The 17,786-nt window shown below is 66.6% G+C and carries 13 protein-coding genes; 8 read left to right on the top strand and 5 right to left on the bottom strand.

Going from position 1 to position 17,786, the window contains the following annotated elements; translation table 11 throughout:
- Positions 1 to 14 precede the first annotated feature (14 nt).
- Genes OG787_RS35710 through OG787_RS35690 form a run of 5 tightly spaced genes read left to right on the top strand, consistent with a single transcriptional unit; the run spans position 15 to position 8,476 of the window.
- A complete protein-coding gene (locus OG787_RS35710) occupies positions 15 to 2,081 on the top strand; it encodes an N-6 DNA methylase (protein WP_405537987.1) in 2,067 nt (688 codons plus the stop codon).
- Complete coding sequence (locus tag OG787_RS35705; protein WP_405537985.1) at positions 2,078 to 3,403, top strand: restriction endonuclease subunit S; 1,326 nt, start codon at positions 2,078 to 2,080, stop codon at positions 3,401 to 3,403. Before OG787_RS35710 ends, OG787_RS35705 begins: the two co-directional genes overlap by 4 nt.
- 34 nt (positions 3,404 to 3,437) lie before the next feature.
- Positions 3,438 to 4,655 (top strand): AAA family ATPase, encoded by a 1,218-nt coding sequence (locus OG787_RS35700; RefSeq protein ID WP_405537984.1) that lies wholly within the window; start codon positions 3,438 to 3,440, stop codon positions 4,653 to 4,655.
- Positions 4,652 to 5,266 carry a DUF4276 family protein gene (locus tag OG787_RS35695; protein WP_405537982.1) on the top strand — a complete coding sequence of 205 codons (615 nt, stop codon included), beginning with the start codon at positions 4,652 to 4,654 and terminating at the stop codon, positions 5,264 to 5,266. Before OG787_RS35700 ends, OG787_RS35695 begins: the two co-directional genes overlap by 4 nt.
- Before the next feature lie 6 nt (positions 5,267 to 5,272).
- A complete protein-coding gene (locus tag OG787_RS35690; protein WP_405537981.1) occupies positions 5,273 to 8,476 on the top strand; it encodes a type I restriction endonuclease subunit R in 3,204 nt (1,067 codons plus the stop codon).
- Between the two features lie 43 nt (positions 8,477 to 8,519).
- Here OG787_RS35690 and OG787_RS35685 read toward each other — a convergent pair whose 3' ends face one another.
- Positions 8,520 to 8,933 (bottom strand): ATP-binding protein, encoded by a 414-nt coding sequence (locus OG787_RS35685; protein WP_405537979.1) that lies wholly within the window; start codon positions 8,931 to 8,933, stop codon positions 8,520 to 8,522.
- 242 nt (positions 8,934 to 9,175) lie between these two features.
- On the opposite strand from OG787_RS35685, the gene OG787_RS35680 reads away from it, so the two are divergent.
- The 3 genes from OG787_RS35680 (at position 9,176) to OG787_RS35670 (ending at position 11,926) form a co-directional block, all read left to right on the top strand.
- Positions 9,176 to 10,027, top strand: coding sequence for a helix-turn-helix domain-containing protein (locus OG787_RS35680; RefSeq protein WP_405537978.1), 852 nt, complete (start codon positions 9,176 to 9,178; stop codon positions 10,025 to 10,027).
- Between the two features lie 11 nt (positions 10,028 to 10,038).
- On the top strand, positions 10,039 to 10,230 hold the full coding sequence (locus OG787_RS35675) for a hypothetical protein (protein ID WP_405537977.1): 192 nt from the start codon (positions 10,039 to 10,041) through the stop codon (positions 10,228 to 10,230).
- Between the two features lie 79 nt (positions 10,231 to 10,309).
- On the top strand, positions 10,310 to 11,926 hold the full coding sequence (locus OG787_RS35670; protein ID WP_405537975.1) for a protein kinase domain-containing protein: 1,617 nt from the start codon (positions 10,310 to 10,312) through the stop codon (positions 11,924 to 11,926).
- Positions 11,927 to 11,960: 34 nt separating this feature from the next.
- Here the strand turns inward: OG787_RS35670 and OG787_RS35665 are convergent, their stop codons facing one another.
- The 4 genes from OG787_RS35665 to OG787_RS35650 all read right to left on the bottom strand — a co-directional run bounded on the left by OG787_RS35665 (position 11,961) and on the right by OG787_RS35650 (position 17,574).
- Complete coding sequence (locus tag OG787_RS35665) at positions 11,961 to 13,889, bottom strand: AIPR family protein (RefSeq protein ID WP_405537973.1); 1,929 nt, start codon at positions 13,887 to 13,889, stop codon at positions 11,961 to 11,963.
- A gap of 222 nt (positions 13,890 to 14,111) precedes the next feature.
- Entirely contained in the window at positions 14,112 to 15,467 is a 1,356-nt protein-coding gene (locus tag OG787_RS35660; protein WP_405537972.1) for a hypothetical protein, read from the bottom strand.
- A 214-nt stretch (positions 15,468 to 15,681) separates the two neighbouring features.
- Positions 15,682 to 16,182, bottom strand: coding sequence for an NUDIX domain-containing protein (locus OG787_RS35655; RefSeq protein ID WP_405537971.1), 501 nt, complete (start codon positions 16,180 to 16,182; stop codon positions 15,682 to 15,684).
- Between the two features lie 36 nt (positions 16,183 to 16,218).
- Positions 16,219 to 17,574: a tetratricopeptide repeat protein gene (locus OG787_RS35650; RefSeq protein ID WP_405537970.1), complete on the bottom strand. Its 1,356-nt coding sequence runs from the start codon at positions 17,572 to 17,574 to the stop codon at positions 16,219 to 16,221.
- Between the last annotated feature and the right edge of the window lie 212 nt (positions 17,575 to 17,786).

Here is a 17,786-nt window from a genome sequence, read left to right as displayed (position 1 = left end):
CCGGAAGGACAGTGTTGAACAGCAGTAAGCACACGGAACTGGCGAACCACGCGTGGTCGGTAGCCGACCTCCTGCGCGGCGACTACAAGCAGTCCGACTACGGCAAGGTGATCCTGCCATTCACCGTGCTGCGGCGCCTGGAGTGCGTCCTCGCCCCGACCAAGGACAAGGTCCTTGAGGTCGCCGCCCGCTACGACGGCCAGGACATCAACCCCGACCGCTTCCTGCGCAAGGCGTCCGGCCACAGCTTCTACAACACCAGCACCTACACGCTGAAAGCCATCGCGGGCGACGCCTCGCACGCGGCGAAGTACCTCAACCAGTACTACGGCGCTTTCTCCCCCAACGCGCGGGAGGTCCTGGAGCGGTACGACTTCGCCCAGCAGATCAAGCGGCTGGACCAGGCGGACCTGCTGTACCAGGTGGTCGGACGGTTCGCCGACCTCGACCTGCGGCCGGTGGAGAGGGACGCGGACGGCAATGTCGTGCTCGACAAGGATGGCAAGCCGGTCGAGATCGTCACCAACCATCAGATGGGCTACACCTTCGAGGAGCTGATCCGGCGCTTCGCCGAGCAGTCCAACGAGACGGCCGGTGAGCACTTCACGCCCCGGGAAGTCATCCGGCTGATGGTCAACCTGCTCGTCGCACCGGACAGCGATGCCCTCGCCCTGCCGGGCACCGTCCGCACGGTCATGGACCCGGCATGCGGCACCGGCGGCATGCTCAGCGCGGCCGAGGAACACATCACCGCCCACAACCGGGACGCCACGGTCAAGGTCTTCGGACAGGAACTCAACCCCGAGTCCTGGGCCATCTGCCGGTCGGACATGATGATCAAGGGCCAGGACCCGGAGAACATCAAGTTCGGCAACTCCTTCAGCGACGACGGCCACGCCGGAGCCACCTTCGACTACCTGCTGGCCAACCCGCCGTTCGGCGTGGAGTGGAAGAAGGTCAAGGACGCCGTCGAGGACGAACACGAACGCCTCGGTGAGAGCGGGCGGTTCGGGGCCGGCCTGCCGCGCATCAACGACGGGTCGCTGCTCTTCCTCCAGCACATGATCTCGAAGATGAAGCCGGTGGACGCGTCGGGGGCGGGCGGCAGCCGGATCGCGATCGTCTTCAACGGCTCCCCGCTGTTCACGGGGGCGGCGGAGTCGGGCGAGTCCAAGATCCGGCAGTGGATCCTGGAGAACGACTGGCTGGAGGGCATCGTCGCCCTGCCCGACCAGCTCTTCTACAACACCGGTATCTCCACGTACTTCTGGGTGCTCAGCAACCGCAAGGCCAGGGACCGGCGCGGCAAGGTCGTCCTGCTGGACGCGCGCGACTACTGGCGCAAGATGCGCAAGTCGCTCGGCGACAAACGCAAGGAACTGGGCGAGCAGCACATCTCCGAGATCACAAGGCTCTACACGGAGGCGCTGGCAGTCGTCGACGCGGCGGAGAAGGGGGGCGGGCACGACCTGGCCGACCGGGCCGGGAAGATCAAGGTCTTCCGCAACAAGGACTTCGGGTATCACCGGATCACCGTCGAACGGCCGCTGAAGCTCCGCTTCGAGGTGACGGAGGAGACGCTGGCGGCCCTCACCGAGTCGAAGCCGATCACACGGGCCACGGACGCGGAGGCGTTCGCGGAGGCGCTGCGCCCACTGGTCGGCAAGTCGTGGGCGACGAAGTCCGACGCGTGGATCGACCTCAAGGACGCGGTCGTCGCGGCCGGCCGGTTGTGGCCGACGGGCGCGCCATTCAGCAAGGCGCTACGGGAAGCGGTCGGCGTCCGCGACCCGGAGGGCGAGGTCCAGCGCGTCAAGGGCGATCCTGAGCCGGATCCGGAGCTGCGGGACTACGAGAACGTACCGCTGGAGGAGGACGTGGAGGAGTACTTGCGGCGGGAGGTGCTGCCACATGTCCCGGACGCGTGGATCGACCACAGCAAGACGAAGGTGGGGTACGAGATCCCGTTCACGCGGCATTTCTACGTGTACAAGCCGCCGCGGCCGTTGGCGGAGATCGACGCGGAGTTGAAGGGGCTTGAGGCTGAGATTCAGGCGCTGCTGGGGGAGGTGACGGAATGAGCAACGGGACACCTTACACGTACCCACAGTTTCCACTTCGGCGTTTCGTCCACGAGATGACCGATGGACCCTTCGGAAGCTCTCTGACGAGTAGTCATTATTCCGATGAAGGCGCACGGGTCATTCGCCTCGGAAATATTGGGTCAGCTCGCTTCAAGGACGCCGATGCAGCATTCATCCCGGTGTCTTATTTTCGAGAATTGCGACGCCATGAGGTTAAGGCAGGGGATTTGCTCATTGCAGGGCTCGGCGATGATCGACATCCCGTGGGGCGCGCCTGCATTGCACCAGACCAACTAGGTCCTGCCATCGTTAAGGCGGACTGCTACAGAGTTCGACTGGATGAGAACCGACTCACGCATCGGTTCGCCGCATGGGCGCTTGGTTCTTCAACGGTCTCGGACCAAGTTTCAGCCTCGACCCGAGGGTCGACGCGGTCTCGGATCAACCTTGAGGTGGCGCGCGAGATCCGTCTTCCTGTCCCACCTGTAGAAGAACAGCACCGCATCGCCGACTTCCTCGATGCCGAGACTGCCCGAATCGACGGAATACTCAATGCGCAAAAAAGTCTTCAAGAAAGACTTTCCGAGCGTCGAACGGCGGGTGTTACTTCAGCGGTAGCGGATACCGAAAGAAATAACCGCCGGAGCTCAACCCTCACTTGGCTGGAAACGCTTCCAGTAGATTGGCAGGAAGTAAGAGTAGGTCTGCTGGCTCGTATGGGAAGTGGCCACACCCCGAGCCGCTCCCACCCGGAGTGGTGGACCAAGTGCAGCATCCCGTGGATTACCACGGGAGAAGTGAAACAGGTGCGCGACGATCGACGTGAAGACCTGTTCGAGACGAGGGAAAAGATCAGCGAGATTGGCCTGGCAAACTCGGCCGCAGAAATTCATCCTGCTGGCACTGTCGTCCTCTGCCGAACAGCCTCTGCCGGGTACTCGGCTGTCATGGGAACCGCTATGGCCACGAGCCAGGACTTCGTGACGTGGACGTGCGGACCGCAACTCGACCCCTACTACTTGCTGTGGTGCTTGCGCGCGATGCGTGCTGACCTGCTTGGCCGCTTGGCCATGGGATCCACGCATAAGACGATCTACGTGCCCGACTTGCAGATGCTGCGAATTCCCCTCCCGTCACTGGACGACCAACGGGAAATCGTCAAGCGGATCAGGAAGCAGAACGCAGGGATCGACCGCCTTTCAGACGCGGTTCGGATTCAGAGCTCGCTCCTTACCGAACGGCGCCAAGCCCTGATCACCGCCGCCGTCACCGGCCAGATCGACGTGTCCACCGCCAGTGGACGAGGGATCGAGGAATGATCGCGCCATGAGTCCCGCTCCGCCTCACCTCCCGATGCCGCTCATCACCCGTGTCCGCGTCGACAACTACAAGTCCATCGCCCATTGCGACGTGACTCTCGGCCCGTTCACTGTGCTGTTCGGACTGAACGCCGCAGGCAAGTCGAACTTCCTGGACGCCCTGCGCTTCGTCCGCGACGCACTGTTGGACGGTCCGGCCGAGGCCGTGGCGGCGCGTGGCGGGTGGGATGAGGTTGTGCGCCGAGTCCCTGAGCCAGCAACCTCCTGCACGATCGGTCTGGAGTTTTACCTGCCAGCGTTCCCTCCCCACGACAGGAAGCCATGGGTGGGGTCGTACGAGATCACCCTCGCGCCGACAGCTGCCACCAGGCCGGGCCGTGACACAGGGGCTGGTTTCCGTATCCAGCGTGAGTTCTGCGAAATGCGCCGACCTGGCGAGCAGAGCGGGACTGGCCCCGGGCGATTCGACGTGCGAGACCGCCCGGAAACGGGACATCGCAAGAGTCGGCTGGAGCTTGCACGAATGGCTGACACAGAGCCGTTCTTCAAACTTCACGGGACTCTCGCGGATATGTTCTTCTACAGCCCTGACTTGTCCAGCCTCCGTGCGGCCCGCCCCAACACGCCAACCGCCGGGATGCTGAAGGAGGACGGCAGCGGCCTCGGCCCGGCGCTGGCCGCGCTCGGGGAGCGGCAGCGGGAGCGCATCTCGCAGTACATCGGGGCGATCGTGCCCGGAGTCATAGGGGTCGGCCCCACAGACCCCTCCGCCGACTACATCGCAGCGCGGATCAGCTTCGCCGCTGACGGCGGCACCGAACCGCATATCTTCCGGGCCGAGTCCATGTCGGAAGGAACCGTCCGAGCCATCGGCCTACTGACCGCACTCTTCCAGCACGACGCCCGCGACGGCTGGATTCCTCTCATCGCCGTGGAGGAACCCGAACTCGCCTTGCATCCTCTCGCGGCCGGAGCTCTCTACGACGCACTCACGGAAGCCAGTGAGCACGTACAGGTTCTCGCCACAACACAGAGCGCGGAGTTGTTCGACCGTAAAGAGGCCGACCTGTCGGCCATCCGCGTGGTCGCCGCCGAGCACGGGGTCACGGTGATCGGCGAAGTCGACCCGGTGAGCCGGTCGATCGTGGCCGACGGCCTGGCCACCACCGCCGAACTGCTGCGCTCCGACCAGTTGCGCCCAGTCGTCAAACCCCCGGCCCATCCGGACGAGCAGCCGGAGGGCGAGGAGTGAACAACCCGAGAGTCACGATCGCCTCCGTCGTGGAGGGCGAGGGAGAGATCAGCGCGCTGCCCGTACTCCTCCGGCGGCTGATGTACGAGGTGGAGATCTGGGACGCGGACATCCTGAAACCCTTCCTGGTCGACCGGGGCAAACTCGTCAGGCGGGGCGGCGTGGAAAACGCCGTAGAGATCCAGGCCCGACGCGTACCCGCCGACCACCGGGGCGGCGTCCTGGTCGTGATCGACGCCGACGACGACTGCCCGGCCAGCCTCGGCCCTTCGCTGCTGGCCAGGGCCGAAGCCACCCGTCGGGACCGCCGCACGGCCGTCGTCCTGGCTAACCGGGAGTTCGAGGCGTGGTTCCTCGCGTCCGCGCCCTCTCTCAGCGGCCGAGCGGGCCTCGCCGAGCACCTGGAAGTCCCGGCCGACAGCGAGACGCGACGCGACTGCAAGGGCTGGCTGACCCACCACCGGCGCGACAGAGTGCGATATCGGCCCCGCGTGGACCAGGCAGCACTGGCCCACGCCATCAACCTCGACCTTGCCCGCGCCAACTCACCGTCCTTCGACAAGTTCTGCCGCGACATCACGTACCTGATCACCGGAAAGCGGGGGGAATAGCCGCTCATGTCCGTCCACGACGAAGCAGCCTTCGGAAACGCCATAGTCGCCGCCTTGCTGGAACGCGGTTGGACTGAGGGAAACAAGCACGACTACCAACCCCAACTCGGCCTGGACACCGCCCAGCTCACCGAGTTCATCGGCAAAACCCAGGCCGACGACTGGGCCGAACTGATCGCCCTCTACGGCGACGACGCCAACGCCGCCCAGGCCGGGTTCGCCAAGCGCGTGGACCAGGCGATCGGAACCGACGGTGTGCTGGACGTACTCCGCAAGGGCGTGAAGGACCACGGAGTCCTGATCAGGCTCGCGTACTTCAAGCCGTCGCTCGTCGCCTCGGACGCGGTCCTGGACGACTACCGGGCGAACCGGCTGACTTTCGTCAAGGAGTTGCAGTACGCGGCGAAGCAGGCGGACAAGGGCAACGAACTGGACCTCACCTTGTTCCTCAACGGAATCCCGCTGGCGACCGCCGAGTTGAAGAACGCCCTCACACGGCAGGGGGCGGAGCACGCCAAGGAGCAGTACCGCCTCAAACGGGACCCCACTGAGCTGATCTTCGCGCGCCGCGTCATCGCGAACTTCGCCATCGACACCGACGTGGTCTACGTCGCGCCCGAACTGCGCGGCAAACTCACGCGGTTCCTGCCGTTCAACACCGGGTCGGAGGGCCCGGGGAAGCCCGGCGGCGCGGGAAATCCGGCGCCCACCGTCCCCGGGACGTACGCGACCTCCTACCTCTGGGAACAGATCTGGGAGCGGGACACCTGGCTGGACCTGATCGAGCGGTTCGTGCACCTCAGCAAGGAGAAAGGCCCGGACGGGCGGACGCGGAAGAAGCTGATCTTCCCGCGCTACCACCAGTGGGACATCGTCAAGAAGCTCGCCGGCCACGCGGCCCGTCACGGCGCCGGTCACAACTACCTGGGGATGGCCTCCGCCGGGTCGGGCAAGTCGAACACCATCGGATGGCTGGCGCACCGTCTGTCGTCGCTGCACACGCCCACTGACCCCACCGAGATCGACCCCGACGCCCTGGCCGATGGCCTCAAACCCGGTGCGCCCGTCTTCGACAAAGTCGTGATCATCACCGACCGCCGCAATCTCGACGCCCAACTCCGCGAAACCGTCGGCAGTTTCGAAAAGAACGCCGGTCTGGTGGTGAAGATCGACGAGAAGCACGGCGCGAAGTCGGAACAGCTCGCCAAGGCGCTGTCCCGCGAGACCGGGAAGATCATCACGGTCACCCTGCACACCTTCCCCGCCCTCATCGACTACCTGCGCCGCAGTCCGACCGAGATACAGGGCCGCAACTTCGCGATCATCGTGGACGAGGCGCACTCCTCGCAGTCCGGCGACGCGGCAACGGCCGTACGCGCGGCACTGCGTGACCTGGGACTGGACTCGGACTCCGACGACGCCGGGGCGACCGAGCTGGAAGCAGAGGCAGACACCACCGACGCCAAGCTCGTCCGCAAGGCCACCCAGCGCAGCAAGGCCTCCAACCTCTCCTACTTCGCGTTCACGGCCACGCCCAAGGCCAAGACGCTCGAACTCTTCGGCACCCTGGACACCGTCAACGGCAAGCCGGCGTACGTCCCCTTCCACACGTACTCGATGCGCCAGGCCATCGAGGAAGGGTTCATCCTCGATCCCCTGCGCACCTACGTCACGTACGACACGTACTGGAAGCTGGTGAACAAGAACCCGGACGAGCGCGAGGTGGACGCGTCCAAAGCGAATCCGTTGCTCGCCCGGTACGCGCTCACGCACGACTCCACCGTGGCGCAGCAGGCGCAGGTGATCGTCGAGCACTTCCGCACGCACACCGCCGGCCGGCTCGGCGGGCGGGCCAAGGCCATGGTGGTGACGGCCTCCCGGCACAGCGCCGTGCAGATGGCCCGTGCGATCAGGAAGTACGTCGGTGACAACGCGTACGCCGACCCCGGCGTCCTGGTCGCGTTCTCCGGCAGCCTGACGTACGACGGCGAGGAGACCACCGAGCCGAAGGAGAACGGCGGCCTCGCCGAGTCCGCGCTGCCGAAGGCGTTCGCGTACACGCGCAAGGACGACAAGGCCGTACGCACCGGCGGGAGGGCGACGCAGCGCGAGTACCGCATCCTGGTCGTCGCCGAGAAGTACCAGACCGGCTTCGACCAGCCGCTGCTCACCACGATGTACGTGAACAAGAAGCTCGCGGGCATCAACGCCGTCCAGACCCTCTCCCGGCTGAACCGCACCGCCGACCGCAAGTCGCAGGCGGACCTTGCCGTACTGGACTTCGTCAACGACGCCGAGGACATCAAGGAGTCCTTCCGCCCGTATTTCGAGGAAGCGAACACCCTTCCCTCCGACCCCAACCTCCTCTACACCGCGCAGAGCCAGGTCATGCGGCCCGACATCCTCGTCGAGGAGGAGATGCGGGAGTTCGCGGACGCCTATCTGGCGGCCGAGGAGAAGGCGGCGGGCTCGGTAGCCCGTTGGGAGAAGCTGCACGCCGAGCTGTACCGGCAACTCGCCCCCGCCGTCGGGCGGTTCACCGAGCTGCTGGACCGCAAGGACGAGGCGGGCGACCCCGACGAGGAAGCCGCCGAGGCCGCCGAGGAGTTCCGCGCGGATCTCAACGACTACGTGCGGAAGTACGGCTTCCTCTCGCAGATCGTGCCCTACCGCGACGCCGACCTCGAATGCCTCTACCTCTACGGCCGCCACCTGCTCAACCGCCTGCCACGGCGCGGCGACGGCGGCGTCGACATAGGGGACGTCGACCTCAGTCACCTGCGTATCCAGAAGACCGGCGAGCACGACCTCGCGCTGACCGCCGAGGGAGCGGCGGAGCTGCGCGGCTTCGGCGAAGGTGGGGGCGGGGCCAAGGAGCCGGAGAAGTCGCTGCTGTCGGAGCTGATCGAGAAGTTCAACGACAAGTACGGCACCAGCTTCACTGACCAGGACGTGATCACGCCGTTCTCGGAGGCGAAGGCGGACCCGAAGGTGCGCGCCGCCGCCGTCAACGACGAGGAGAACTTCGGTCTCGTCTTCGACGAGGTCTTCGAGGACAAGATGGCCGAACACATCGACACCATCGCCGACATGGGACGGCAGTACTTCAGCCATGACGACAGTTTCAAGCAGTCGCTCAACCAGAGCGCGCGCCGGGCAGCCTGGCGGATGATCCGCCGGGAGGAGAACATCGACGACGAGGCGGCCTGACTCGCCCGGTCTTCTGTCCCCTCCCTGCCGACCACTCCCCTGGTCAGCTTCCCTGGTCGAACGAGAGCCCTGCGATCACGGACGTTCCGCGCGTGGGGCGGGGCCGGACGGTCCAGGCGGTGGCGAGGCCCTCGACGAGGATCAGGCCCCGACCGCTCTCGGAGTCGGCGCCCGGGTGGGCCAGTTCGGGTTTGCCGGTACCCGGGTCGGAGACGGCCAGCCAGTAGTGTCCGTCGGCGGGCCAGAGGACGAGTTCGACAAGGTCCCCGTCCTCCCCACAGGCACCGTGACGGATCGCGTTGGTGAGCAGCTCCGAGGTCAACAGGCCCAGGTCGTAGCCGAGTTGTCGGCGGAGGACGTCCGGCAAGGACTGGGTGACGGCATGCCGGGCCTGCCGTACGGAGGCGGGATGGGCGGGGAAGCGCCAGTGGGCGGGGACGAGGGGGATCTCGGGCATGGCGAACTCCACGACTCTGTGAGGGGTTTGGGGTCGCCGGTGGCCTACCGCCCTGGTCGCGGGCACACCCGCCCCAGGGCGGACGGGCATGCTCGCGCGGTGCGCTTCCGGCATTGCGGTGTGTAGCGTGCGCGATACTCACAGTAGGGCAACGGGGATACATGTGCTACCAAGTCCCGAAAGCCCGTTGGAGCGAACTTCGCTACGCGGCAAACTGAGCCGCACGCGACGAGAGGGAACGCATGCCGCCGAGGAGCAATCCGACCGCACGCCAGCAGCGTCTGGGCGCAGAGCTGCGCAAGCTACGGGAAGGGGCGGGACTGTCCACCGAACAGGCCGCCGTACTGCTGGACACGAAACGGACCGTAATCACCAGCACCGAGGCGGGACGCCACGGCGTCAGCCCGGAGCGCGTCCGGCGCATTGCCTTCCGGTACGAGTGCACCGACCAGGCCCTGGTGGGTGCACTGGTCGCCATGTGCGGCGACCGCACGACCGGCTGGTGGGAGGAGTATCGCGACCTCCTGCCCGCGACATTCCTGGACATCGCCGAGTTGGAGTGGCACGCCCAGGGCTTGCGTGTCAGCACGATGACGCACATGCCGGGCCAGTTGCAGACCGAGGCATACGCACACGCTCTCTTCCAAGCTGCCATCCCGCCGCTGCCCGCCGAGGAGTTCGAGGCCAGAGTCGCCCACCGCGTGCAAAGGCACCAGGTCATCGACCGACCAGGGGCTCCGGACTACATGCTGATCATCCACGAAGCCGCCCTACGGATCGAAGTAGGTGGACGCACGGTGCTACGAAACCAGCTTGGTCACCTCATGGCAGCCACAGACCGCGACAACGTCACGATCCAGGCCATCCCCTTCTCCGCGGGGGCGTTCCCCGGTTCGGGCCAGGCGATCCTGTACGCCCTCGGCCAGATGCCCCCGCTCGACACCGTGCAACTGGATCGCACCACGGCAGGAGAATTCCTTTATTCAGGCGCCCATTTGTGCAAGTACCGTCTGCAACTCGACGAGATGCAGAGGATCGCACTCAAGCCTGAGGAGACCCTCGATCTCATGCACACCATTTCCCAGAGCCTTTAGGAGAGTTGGCCATGCCCGACATCAGCTGGGAAGCACCCTTCTGCCAGGATGCGAGCAACTGCTTCCGACTCGGCACCGACGCCGACGGCAACAGCTACATAGCCGTCAACGGCCAAGAAGACCGATACCTCACCGACTCCCTCGAAGCCCTGCGCACCCTCATCACCGACATCAAAGCCGGTAAGGCCGACCACCTGCTGTAACCCCTGCCACGCGCCCCGCCAATAGGTACCGTGTACAGCGATCGACTGACGTGGCATCAGGACGACGGGGGCGCAACGCGTGTCGCAAGCGAGGCGAATCGGCGAGCAGGGCCGCTACGAGCTGATCGAGGAGATCGAGTCCGGCGGCATGGGCACGGTCTGGCGCGGCTACGACGCCGTTCTCGACCGGGAGATCGCGGTCAAGCTCATCCGGCCCGACGTCGTCGCATCGCCCGCGCAGGCAGAGGAGTTCGCCCGCCGCTTCGAACGCGAGGCGCGCGTCACCGCACGCATCGGGCATCACGGTGTACCGCAGGTGTTCGACGCGGTGCTCGACGAGGCATCGTACGACCGGCTGTACCTGGTGATGGAGTACGTGCGCGGGATCTCCCTGCGCAGGATGCTGGCAAGCGCGGAGGACGGAGCGGCGGCCCGGCTCCCGGTGAGCTGGGCCGCGTCGATCGCCGCGCAGATCTGCACCGTACTGTCGTACGCGCACGCCATCCCTGTCGTACATCGCGACCTGAAGCCGGACAACGTCCTGATCGCCTCGGACGGCACGGTCAAGGTGCTGGACTTCGGCATCGCGAAGCTGCTGCACACGGACGTCACCCGGCTCACGGCCACCGGCAACCGGATCGGCACCAGCCGGTACATGCCGCCCGAGCAGATCGACGGCGCGCAGATCACACCGCTGAGCGACCTCTACGCGCTCGGCTGCGTGCTGCATGAACTCCTCGCCGGAGAGCCTGTGTTCAGCGGCGACAACGAGTACCAGCTCCTGCACCAGCACATGGACGTGCCGCCGAAGCCGTTGCGCACCCTGCGACCCGAGGTGCCGGAGGACCTGGAGGTGCTGGCCCTGGACCTGCTGGCCAAGGTGCCCGAGCAGCGTCCCGCCGACGCGTACGCGGTGTACGAGCGCCTGTCGCCGCACCTGCCGCAACCGGGATCGGCAGCCGAACCCGTGGCCCTCGCCCACGACGGCTCTCCATCCGAAGTTCCCGACCCAACGCTGGTCTACCGGCAGCCGAACGCACCCCTGCGGCGGACCACGACGCCCGCGCCCGCACCCGAGCCGACGGCTCCGGTTCCGGTCCCGGCGCGCGTGGACACCGCGCTGCGGGACGCGATCCGGGACGCCTACGCCCGGTCTGCGGACCTCGCCGAAAGCGGACGGTTCGCCCAGGCCGCGGACGTCCTCAAGGTGGTGATCGCAACAGCGGCCACAGCTCTCGGCGCGCACAACCCCCGTGTACTCGGCCTGCGACGGCAGCGCGCGGCGGTCCTCATGGCCGGCGAGGACTTCCGACGCGCCCTGCCGGAGTTCGACGCGCTGGCCGCCGTCTACGCCCGTACGGCGGGACCGGCCGACGAAAGCACGCTGGAGTGCCGTCGGCACGCCGCCTACTGCCGAGCCAACCTGGGTCAGGCCACCGTCGCCCTGCGGGAGTTCCAGGAGGTCCTGGACGTCGTGTCCGACGCTGCCGGTGACGCCTCCGAGACCGCTCTCGACCTGCGCCGAAGCATCGGCCTCCTCCTCTTCTCCGAGGGCCGCCGCACCGAGGCCGAAGGCGTCCTCGACGCCCTCCACGAGGACATGTGCGTACTCCTCGGCGAGGACCACGAGGAGACCCGCGAGATCGCCGATCTCCTCGCCCGACTGCGCGGCCCGGAGGGGCCACACGCTTACTGACTACTGACGGCCTGCCGGTGTGGTGTCCACGTCGTCAGGCCTCGTCCTCGCCCTCGGCATCTTCGCTGTGGATGCGCTGAGCCAGAACCCACAGGCTCAGGCCCTCCGACTGAAACCAGCGAGCCGTTCCCTGATTGGCCACGGGTCGGTCGTCCCAGTCGGCGTCCGCCCACATCTTCGACACCAGTCCGGACGGCGAGTACTGCTTCTCGTCGTACGCCCACAGAATCGACTTGGTCCGGTGATTGACCCAGGTTGCCTGGCGTCGCCGTTCGTCCTGGACAAGCCACTCCTCCATGGCTTCGCGCTCGGGCTCGTTCAGAGCCACGTACCGGAGAGGCGCTCCGTCCTTGATGACACGACGGTCGACCAGGAGCGGGACGGTGTTCGGGCGCCGCGGCTTGCGCTCCTTCGCAGGAGGTGTGGGAACGGCGACGCCATCGGCCAGGTCGGCGAGGACCTGCTTCGCGAGCTCCCGGCATGTCTCGGCGCTCTGGAAGGCGGTCCTGATCTGGGGACGCGGCCCGTAAAGAGTCACGATCTGATGGGTCAGCCGACGCACCAGATCCGATACGAGGGCAGGAATCTTCTCCAGAACCTCGCTTTCCCAGTCGAAGTCGGGGTCATCGATAGTCGTGGCGCCGAGATGCTGGAAGAGCAGGTGGGTGACAAGAAAGCCACCGTGCTCGGTGGTCGCGGCCTCACGGCTGTTCTGACCGCTGCCCAGTTCGTAGACCGCGCTCCGTGCCGCGCGCATCGTGAGCACGGAGCGCCACACCTTCTGCGGCGAGGGTTCGCGTTTGAACAGCAGGGTGTGGCTGCCCGTGGGTCCCTGCTCCCAGAGATTCTCCGTCGAACTGGCGGCCCGGGCGGCCTGTTCCGCATCCGAGTGCAGGCACGCGAGTGCGAGAGCGAGTTCGTCCAGTGAACAACCGGTCTCGGGCGCTGCGACCGGCTCGCCGCGCTTGATCACGTACTGCTTGCGCAGTTCGGCGCGCAGGTTGGCCTTGATCGCCTGGTGCACCGGTTCCAGCGCGATGTGATCGCGCTGCTCGATGGCGTTCTGCCGGTTCGCCGCCTGCGAGACCTGTACGCCGAATTTCCGGTCCTCATGCGTGTTGATGACCTTGATGCTCAGGGTGGCGTTGGCTGCGGCCTCACCGTCGTCGTGCATGGCCCTGGCGACAGCCCGTACTGTCTGAGCGCCGTTGACAATGCTCGCCCCCGTCACGGTGAGAGTGGTCGGCCTGCTCTGCGGTGCCTTGGCGCTGTCGTTCTTCGCCGTGAGCGAGTCGCAGATCATGGTGATGCCGTTGTTCAGGTGCCAGAACCTGGTGGGATCGGAGGTAAGGGTCAGACCGATCTCCGCATTGGTGACGGTGGTCCCGAGCGGAGCCCGGAGATTCTGCTCGAACAGGCCGGTACCGTGCGTCTCGTACCACTCGGCGACGCTCTCGGCAGAGACCGTGCCCTGATAGGCCTCGAGTGGTCCCTTCTGCTGATACCAGTCGTCAAGGCGTACGTCCAGACGGATCGGCTCCGGCCGAAGATCGGCATGAACCTGGTCATGGAAGTCTGCGGCGTACAGCACCTCGACGCTCATGCGGGCGCCATGCTTGTTGAACTCGGCGAGAGCGTTGTCGAGAACCTCGCGCGCGGGTGGAGAGGGCTCCACAGTGCCCATCAGCGCGATGACCAGAGTGGCTCGCTCGTTGATGATGAACGGCCGGGCCTCCAGGGCGAGCGCGCCGGCACGCTGGTTGAACTGGTCGTACAACTCGTTCTCGATACGGTTCAGGCCGTCCACCATCGCCTTGGCGGCGCCCACGTCGAAGGTCGCCGTGCCCTTGTCGCTCCACTTCGCCTGGACGAGCAGAGCCCGCCCGCTGTCCGGCAGGGGAGCGATGGCGTCCATTCCCTGGTCTGCGATGCCGTCCGTGACGAACCGGGCCGCCTCGGCCACACTGCACTTGGCCACGCGTCGTACCGCGAGGGCTGCAAGGGCGCGGGAGAGAAAACGCTGTTCGTAGTTGTCGCCTCGGAAGTGGGCGATGTCGCTGTCGTCTATCACCCGGTCGAATGTCTCGTGCAGCTGCTCGCGGACCTGCGTGACCTGGCGAGGTGTGTCCGCCCCCGAGGTGGCCATGAATGGTTGCCTTCCCACTGGTGGTGTCTTGTTGATTGCCTAGGCCCGCGTCTTGATCCCTGAGCCGTTGCCACGCTGCCGGAGGCTGAAGTCCACGACCACCAGAGCAACACCAGCCGTGTCGATCGTGGCCTCCACGCAGTCCAAGACCGCCTCGAAGGGCACACCGACCGCGCCGAACCAACCGTCGCGTACCAGCAGGCTGAAGTGGGTCGGTATCAGGTGGCGGGTGAGCGTGCCCAAGGAAGAGCCCAGGAAGCCGGTCTCCGCCGCTGCCGAGATCACTGCGGCGACCTGGTCGTAGGGGTAGATCGCACCAGAGCTCGTCTGGTGCAGAACGGCGGTGAAGGGCTCCTCCTCGTGAATGCGGAGAAAGAGAGGGTCGCCCAGCAAGCGGTAATCTTCGGCGCTCCGCCGGCCGCGTCTCGGCAGGCGGTGAACACGACTGCGGAACTCGTCCAGACCGTGCCAGGCGTCAGACGCGAAGAGCCCGTTCGGGCCAGGACGCACGTAGCGCAGCACGACGAGTGTCCCGGTGTCGGCATGGTAGTAGTAGGCGTCGAGGGAGCCCTCACCACCGTCGACCACCCGCTGATCGGTTATCGACGTGGCCTCGATGTCATAACTACTTCGGCTACCTCCGCGACTCACGAACGCTCGGACGGCGGTCTCGCCGATGCCGCTGAACGTCTTCGCTGCCCGCCCGCGGATGTCGTCGAGCATCGGCTGAGCCGCAGTCCCGGTAAGCCCGCTGATGAAGGCCGCCCGGGCGGCTGTCCCGTCCCAGGGACGTACCTTCTCGAAGTCCCTCGGGGCCAACCCGGCAACCTTGCCGAAGAGCAGCAGAGCGTCACGCTCATCACGCCAGCGGATCTCTCCCTCGCTCCAGCCCTCGGCATCGTCGAGGAGGGGCATCAGCCTCCGGACTTCGGCTTCGACCTCAGGGGAGATCCGCCGGAGATTGGCGAACACGGTGTCTGCGCCGACCGTGACGGGACCGCTTTCCGGTAATGACTTGGAGAGTGCGGTGTCTCGCTCGCCGTCGGCACACCACAGCCCTGAGACAGGCGCCCAGTCTCGAAGCCTTCGAGCACGAGTGACGATAACCTTCCGGTCCCGGTCGGTCTCACGAGCAGGGCGCACGATGCCCAGCCCCCAGATCCGCTCCTGCGGCTCCCGGTCGTGTCCATCGCTCTGCTCGTCGGGAGGAGCGAGCAGGATCGCAAGGTGCGACTTGACCTCGGGCCAGTCACGACATGGTTGGGAGTAGGACCTCTCCTTGGTGAGGTCGCCAGCGAGCAGACGAAGAAAGCCATGGTCAGGGCTTAAAATCGCCAGCCTCGGTGATCGTGCCGAAGACGAGAACTGCGCCCGCCGTGGTTGTGCGAATGTCATCCACTCCCCCGAGCCGCCTGCCACCACACCGAGCCAGGCTCAGGGGAATGGTAGCGCGACAGCTCCAGCTTCCGCCTTACAGGTCCCCAGTTCTCGCCGCCCCGACCGGTGAGTTGCACCCTGTTTCCTGGAGCCCCCGGACTGTCCCGAGTTGGGTGGAGTCGACGGACTGTTCAGTGTCAAGGCGTGCGAGTCACGGCTCTGGGAGCGGGTCCTACTTGAAGCCGTCCAGCGACACTTGGGGTCCGCCAGAGAGGTGCCTCTGGAGGGCGCTGGCAGTAGTGTCCACGAACTCGTCGGGGATGGAATCAGCGTTGACCCAGCACACCTGGGAGTGCTTGCGGGGCTCTCGGTTCTCAAGTTCGCCGGACCACTCGTGGGCAACGAAGACAACAGTGAGGAAGCCGTTAGGGGCTTCGACACCCCAGGCACTGTGGATGATGTGGGCGACCTTCAGCGACTCGGGCTTCACGGTCAGGCCGGTCTCTTCGTACAGCTCGCGCACTGCGGTCTCGGTGACAGGTTCGCCGGGTTCACTCTTGCCGACGGGGAGGTCCCACATGCCCTGGGCGAACTTGGCGTTCTCGCTGCGCTGGAGAAGCACAACCCGGTTGGTCGCCTTGTCGTGGACGATGACGGCGGCGACCAGCAGGGTCATGGATTCGAGGGCGGGCTTGAGGGCTTTGGGCTGGTCGTCGGTTGTCCGCTGAGCCACGGCTGGTGTCCCTTCATCGGCCGGTTGGTTGTCAGCCTAAGCCAGCGCTTCCCGTGCACGGCGGGCGAGTTCGGCGGCTCCGGGCACTTTGCGACGCTGGTAGACGGCGACGGTTGATCGGAGCGAGGAGATGGCCTTGCGGGTGCGGTCGGAGGTCATGCCCTCCATCAAGGTCAGGGCCTGGGACCAGGCCGCGACGGCCTCGTCTGCACGGGCCTGGGCGGCGAGGCTGTCGCCGAGATCGGCATACGTCAGGGCGTGGACGCGCTTGTACTTCTCGCGATCCCAACGGATCAAGGCATCGCGGTGCTGTTGCTCGGTGCCAACGTGGTCGGCAAGGTCGGTGAGCGTGCGCGCGGTGTGGCTGGCAACGGTGCCGGCGGCAGGGCCGGTGACCCGGGAGTAGCTGGGTTGCGGGTTGTCGTCGCGCCGGAGGGCATCCCCGGCTGCGAGCAGGGCACGGGCCGCAGAGGGCTTCTCGCCGGTGGCGGCGTAGGCGCGGGCGTGGGTGATGTGGAGCAGCGCTTCGGTCTGCCCGTCGACGTGGCCGAGGCCCCGCCGTAGGGCGCCTTCGACGAGGTCGACGCAGTGGTGGGGCTGCTTGAGGCTGAGGGCCTGGTGGGCGAGGGCTCGCATCATCCAGGCGGCGTGGCCGTGCGGGTCGGCTTCGCAGGCGAGTTGGTAACCGACCTGGTAGTAGCGCTGGGCGGCGCCTTCGTGGCCGAGGTCGTGGTGCTTCCAGCCTGCCAGGTAGGCGAGTTCGGCCACGGCGCCGAAGGCTCCACGGCGTAAGGCTTCGGTCGGGAAGCGGCCTCGGAGCATGGGGGCGGCTGTGTCGGCGAGGTAGGCGGTGACCGTGGTCAGGCCGTGGCCTCCGCCGAGGCGTTCGTCGGCGGCGCTGAAGGCTGCGGTGATGTGGCGGACGACGTCCACGTCCTCGGCTCCGATCACAGAGGTGCCGGTGCGGGCGCGGAGCATGCGGGCGGTGGTCTCTTGGTCGTGGGCGAGAGGCATGGCGACCCCGGCCGTGGTGAATGCGGCCACCGCGAGGAACCGGCGGCGCTCGACATCGGCGCGACCCAAGTCAGTTGCAGCCAGGACGGGATCCGGCTCGTCCGACCCTTCAGCGTCCGGCGCGCGTAGGCCGATCTCGGTCTGGGTGATGGTGCGGCCCGCCCGACGGGACAGGGCTTCGGCAAGGTACTGGCCGGTCCGGCCAGCGGGCTGACGGGTGCCGTTCGCCCAGTGCGAGACGGCCGACTTGTTGGTCTGGAGGATCTCGCCGTTCTCGGCCGCGATGCGCCGGACGTCCTTGGCCAGGGCTTCGTACGTGCAGCCGGTTGCGTCGATGGTGTCGCGCAGGCGGGAGTTGGGGGCTTTCTGTGCTGCCACACTCGCCTCCCGTCCGGGGCTGTAAACCGCGTATACCGCTTCGGCCGCCTCTCACCGTACCCACTGTGCGTGACGGAGTGTTCACTAATCATCAGCCGCCCGGCCCCGGTCCGACACAGCGACCAGGCTCCCCCCTTCGGCCGGGCGGCCCCCGAAGTTCCGTACGTCCACACCGGGTTCGGGCATTCCTGTGCCCGGTCCCGGTCGATCAG

The organism is Streptomyces sp. NBC_00075 (genome assembly GCF_045041225.1).
In the GTDB taxonomy this organism is placed as follows: Bacteria; Actinomycetota; Actinomycetes; order Streptomycetales; family Streptomycetaceae; genus Streptomyces; species Streptomyces adonidis.
Note: the sequence above shows the minus strand (reverse complement) of the source record. Positions and strands in the feature narration are given on the sequence as shown.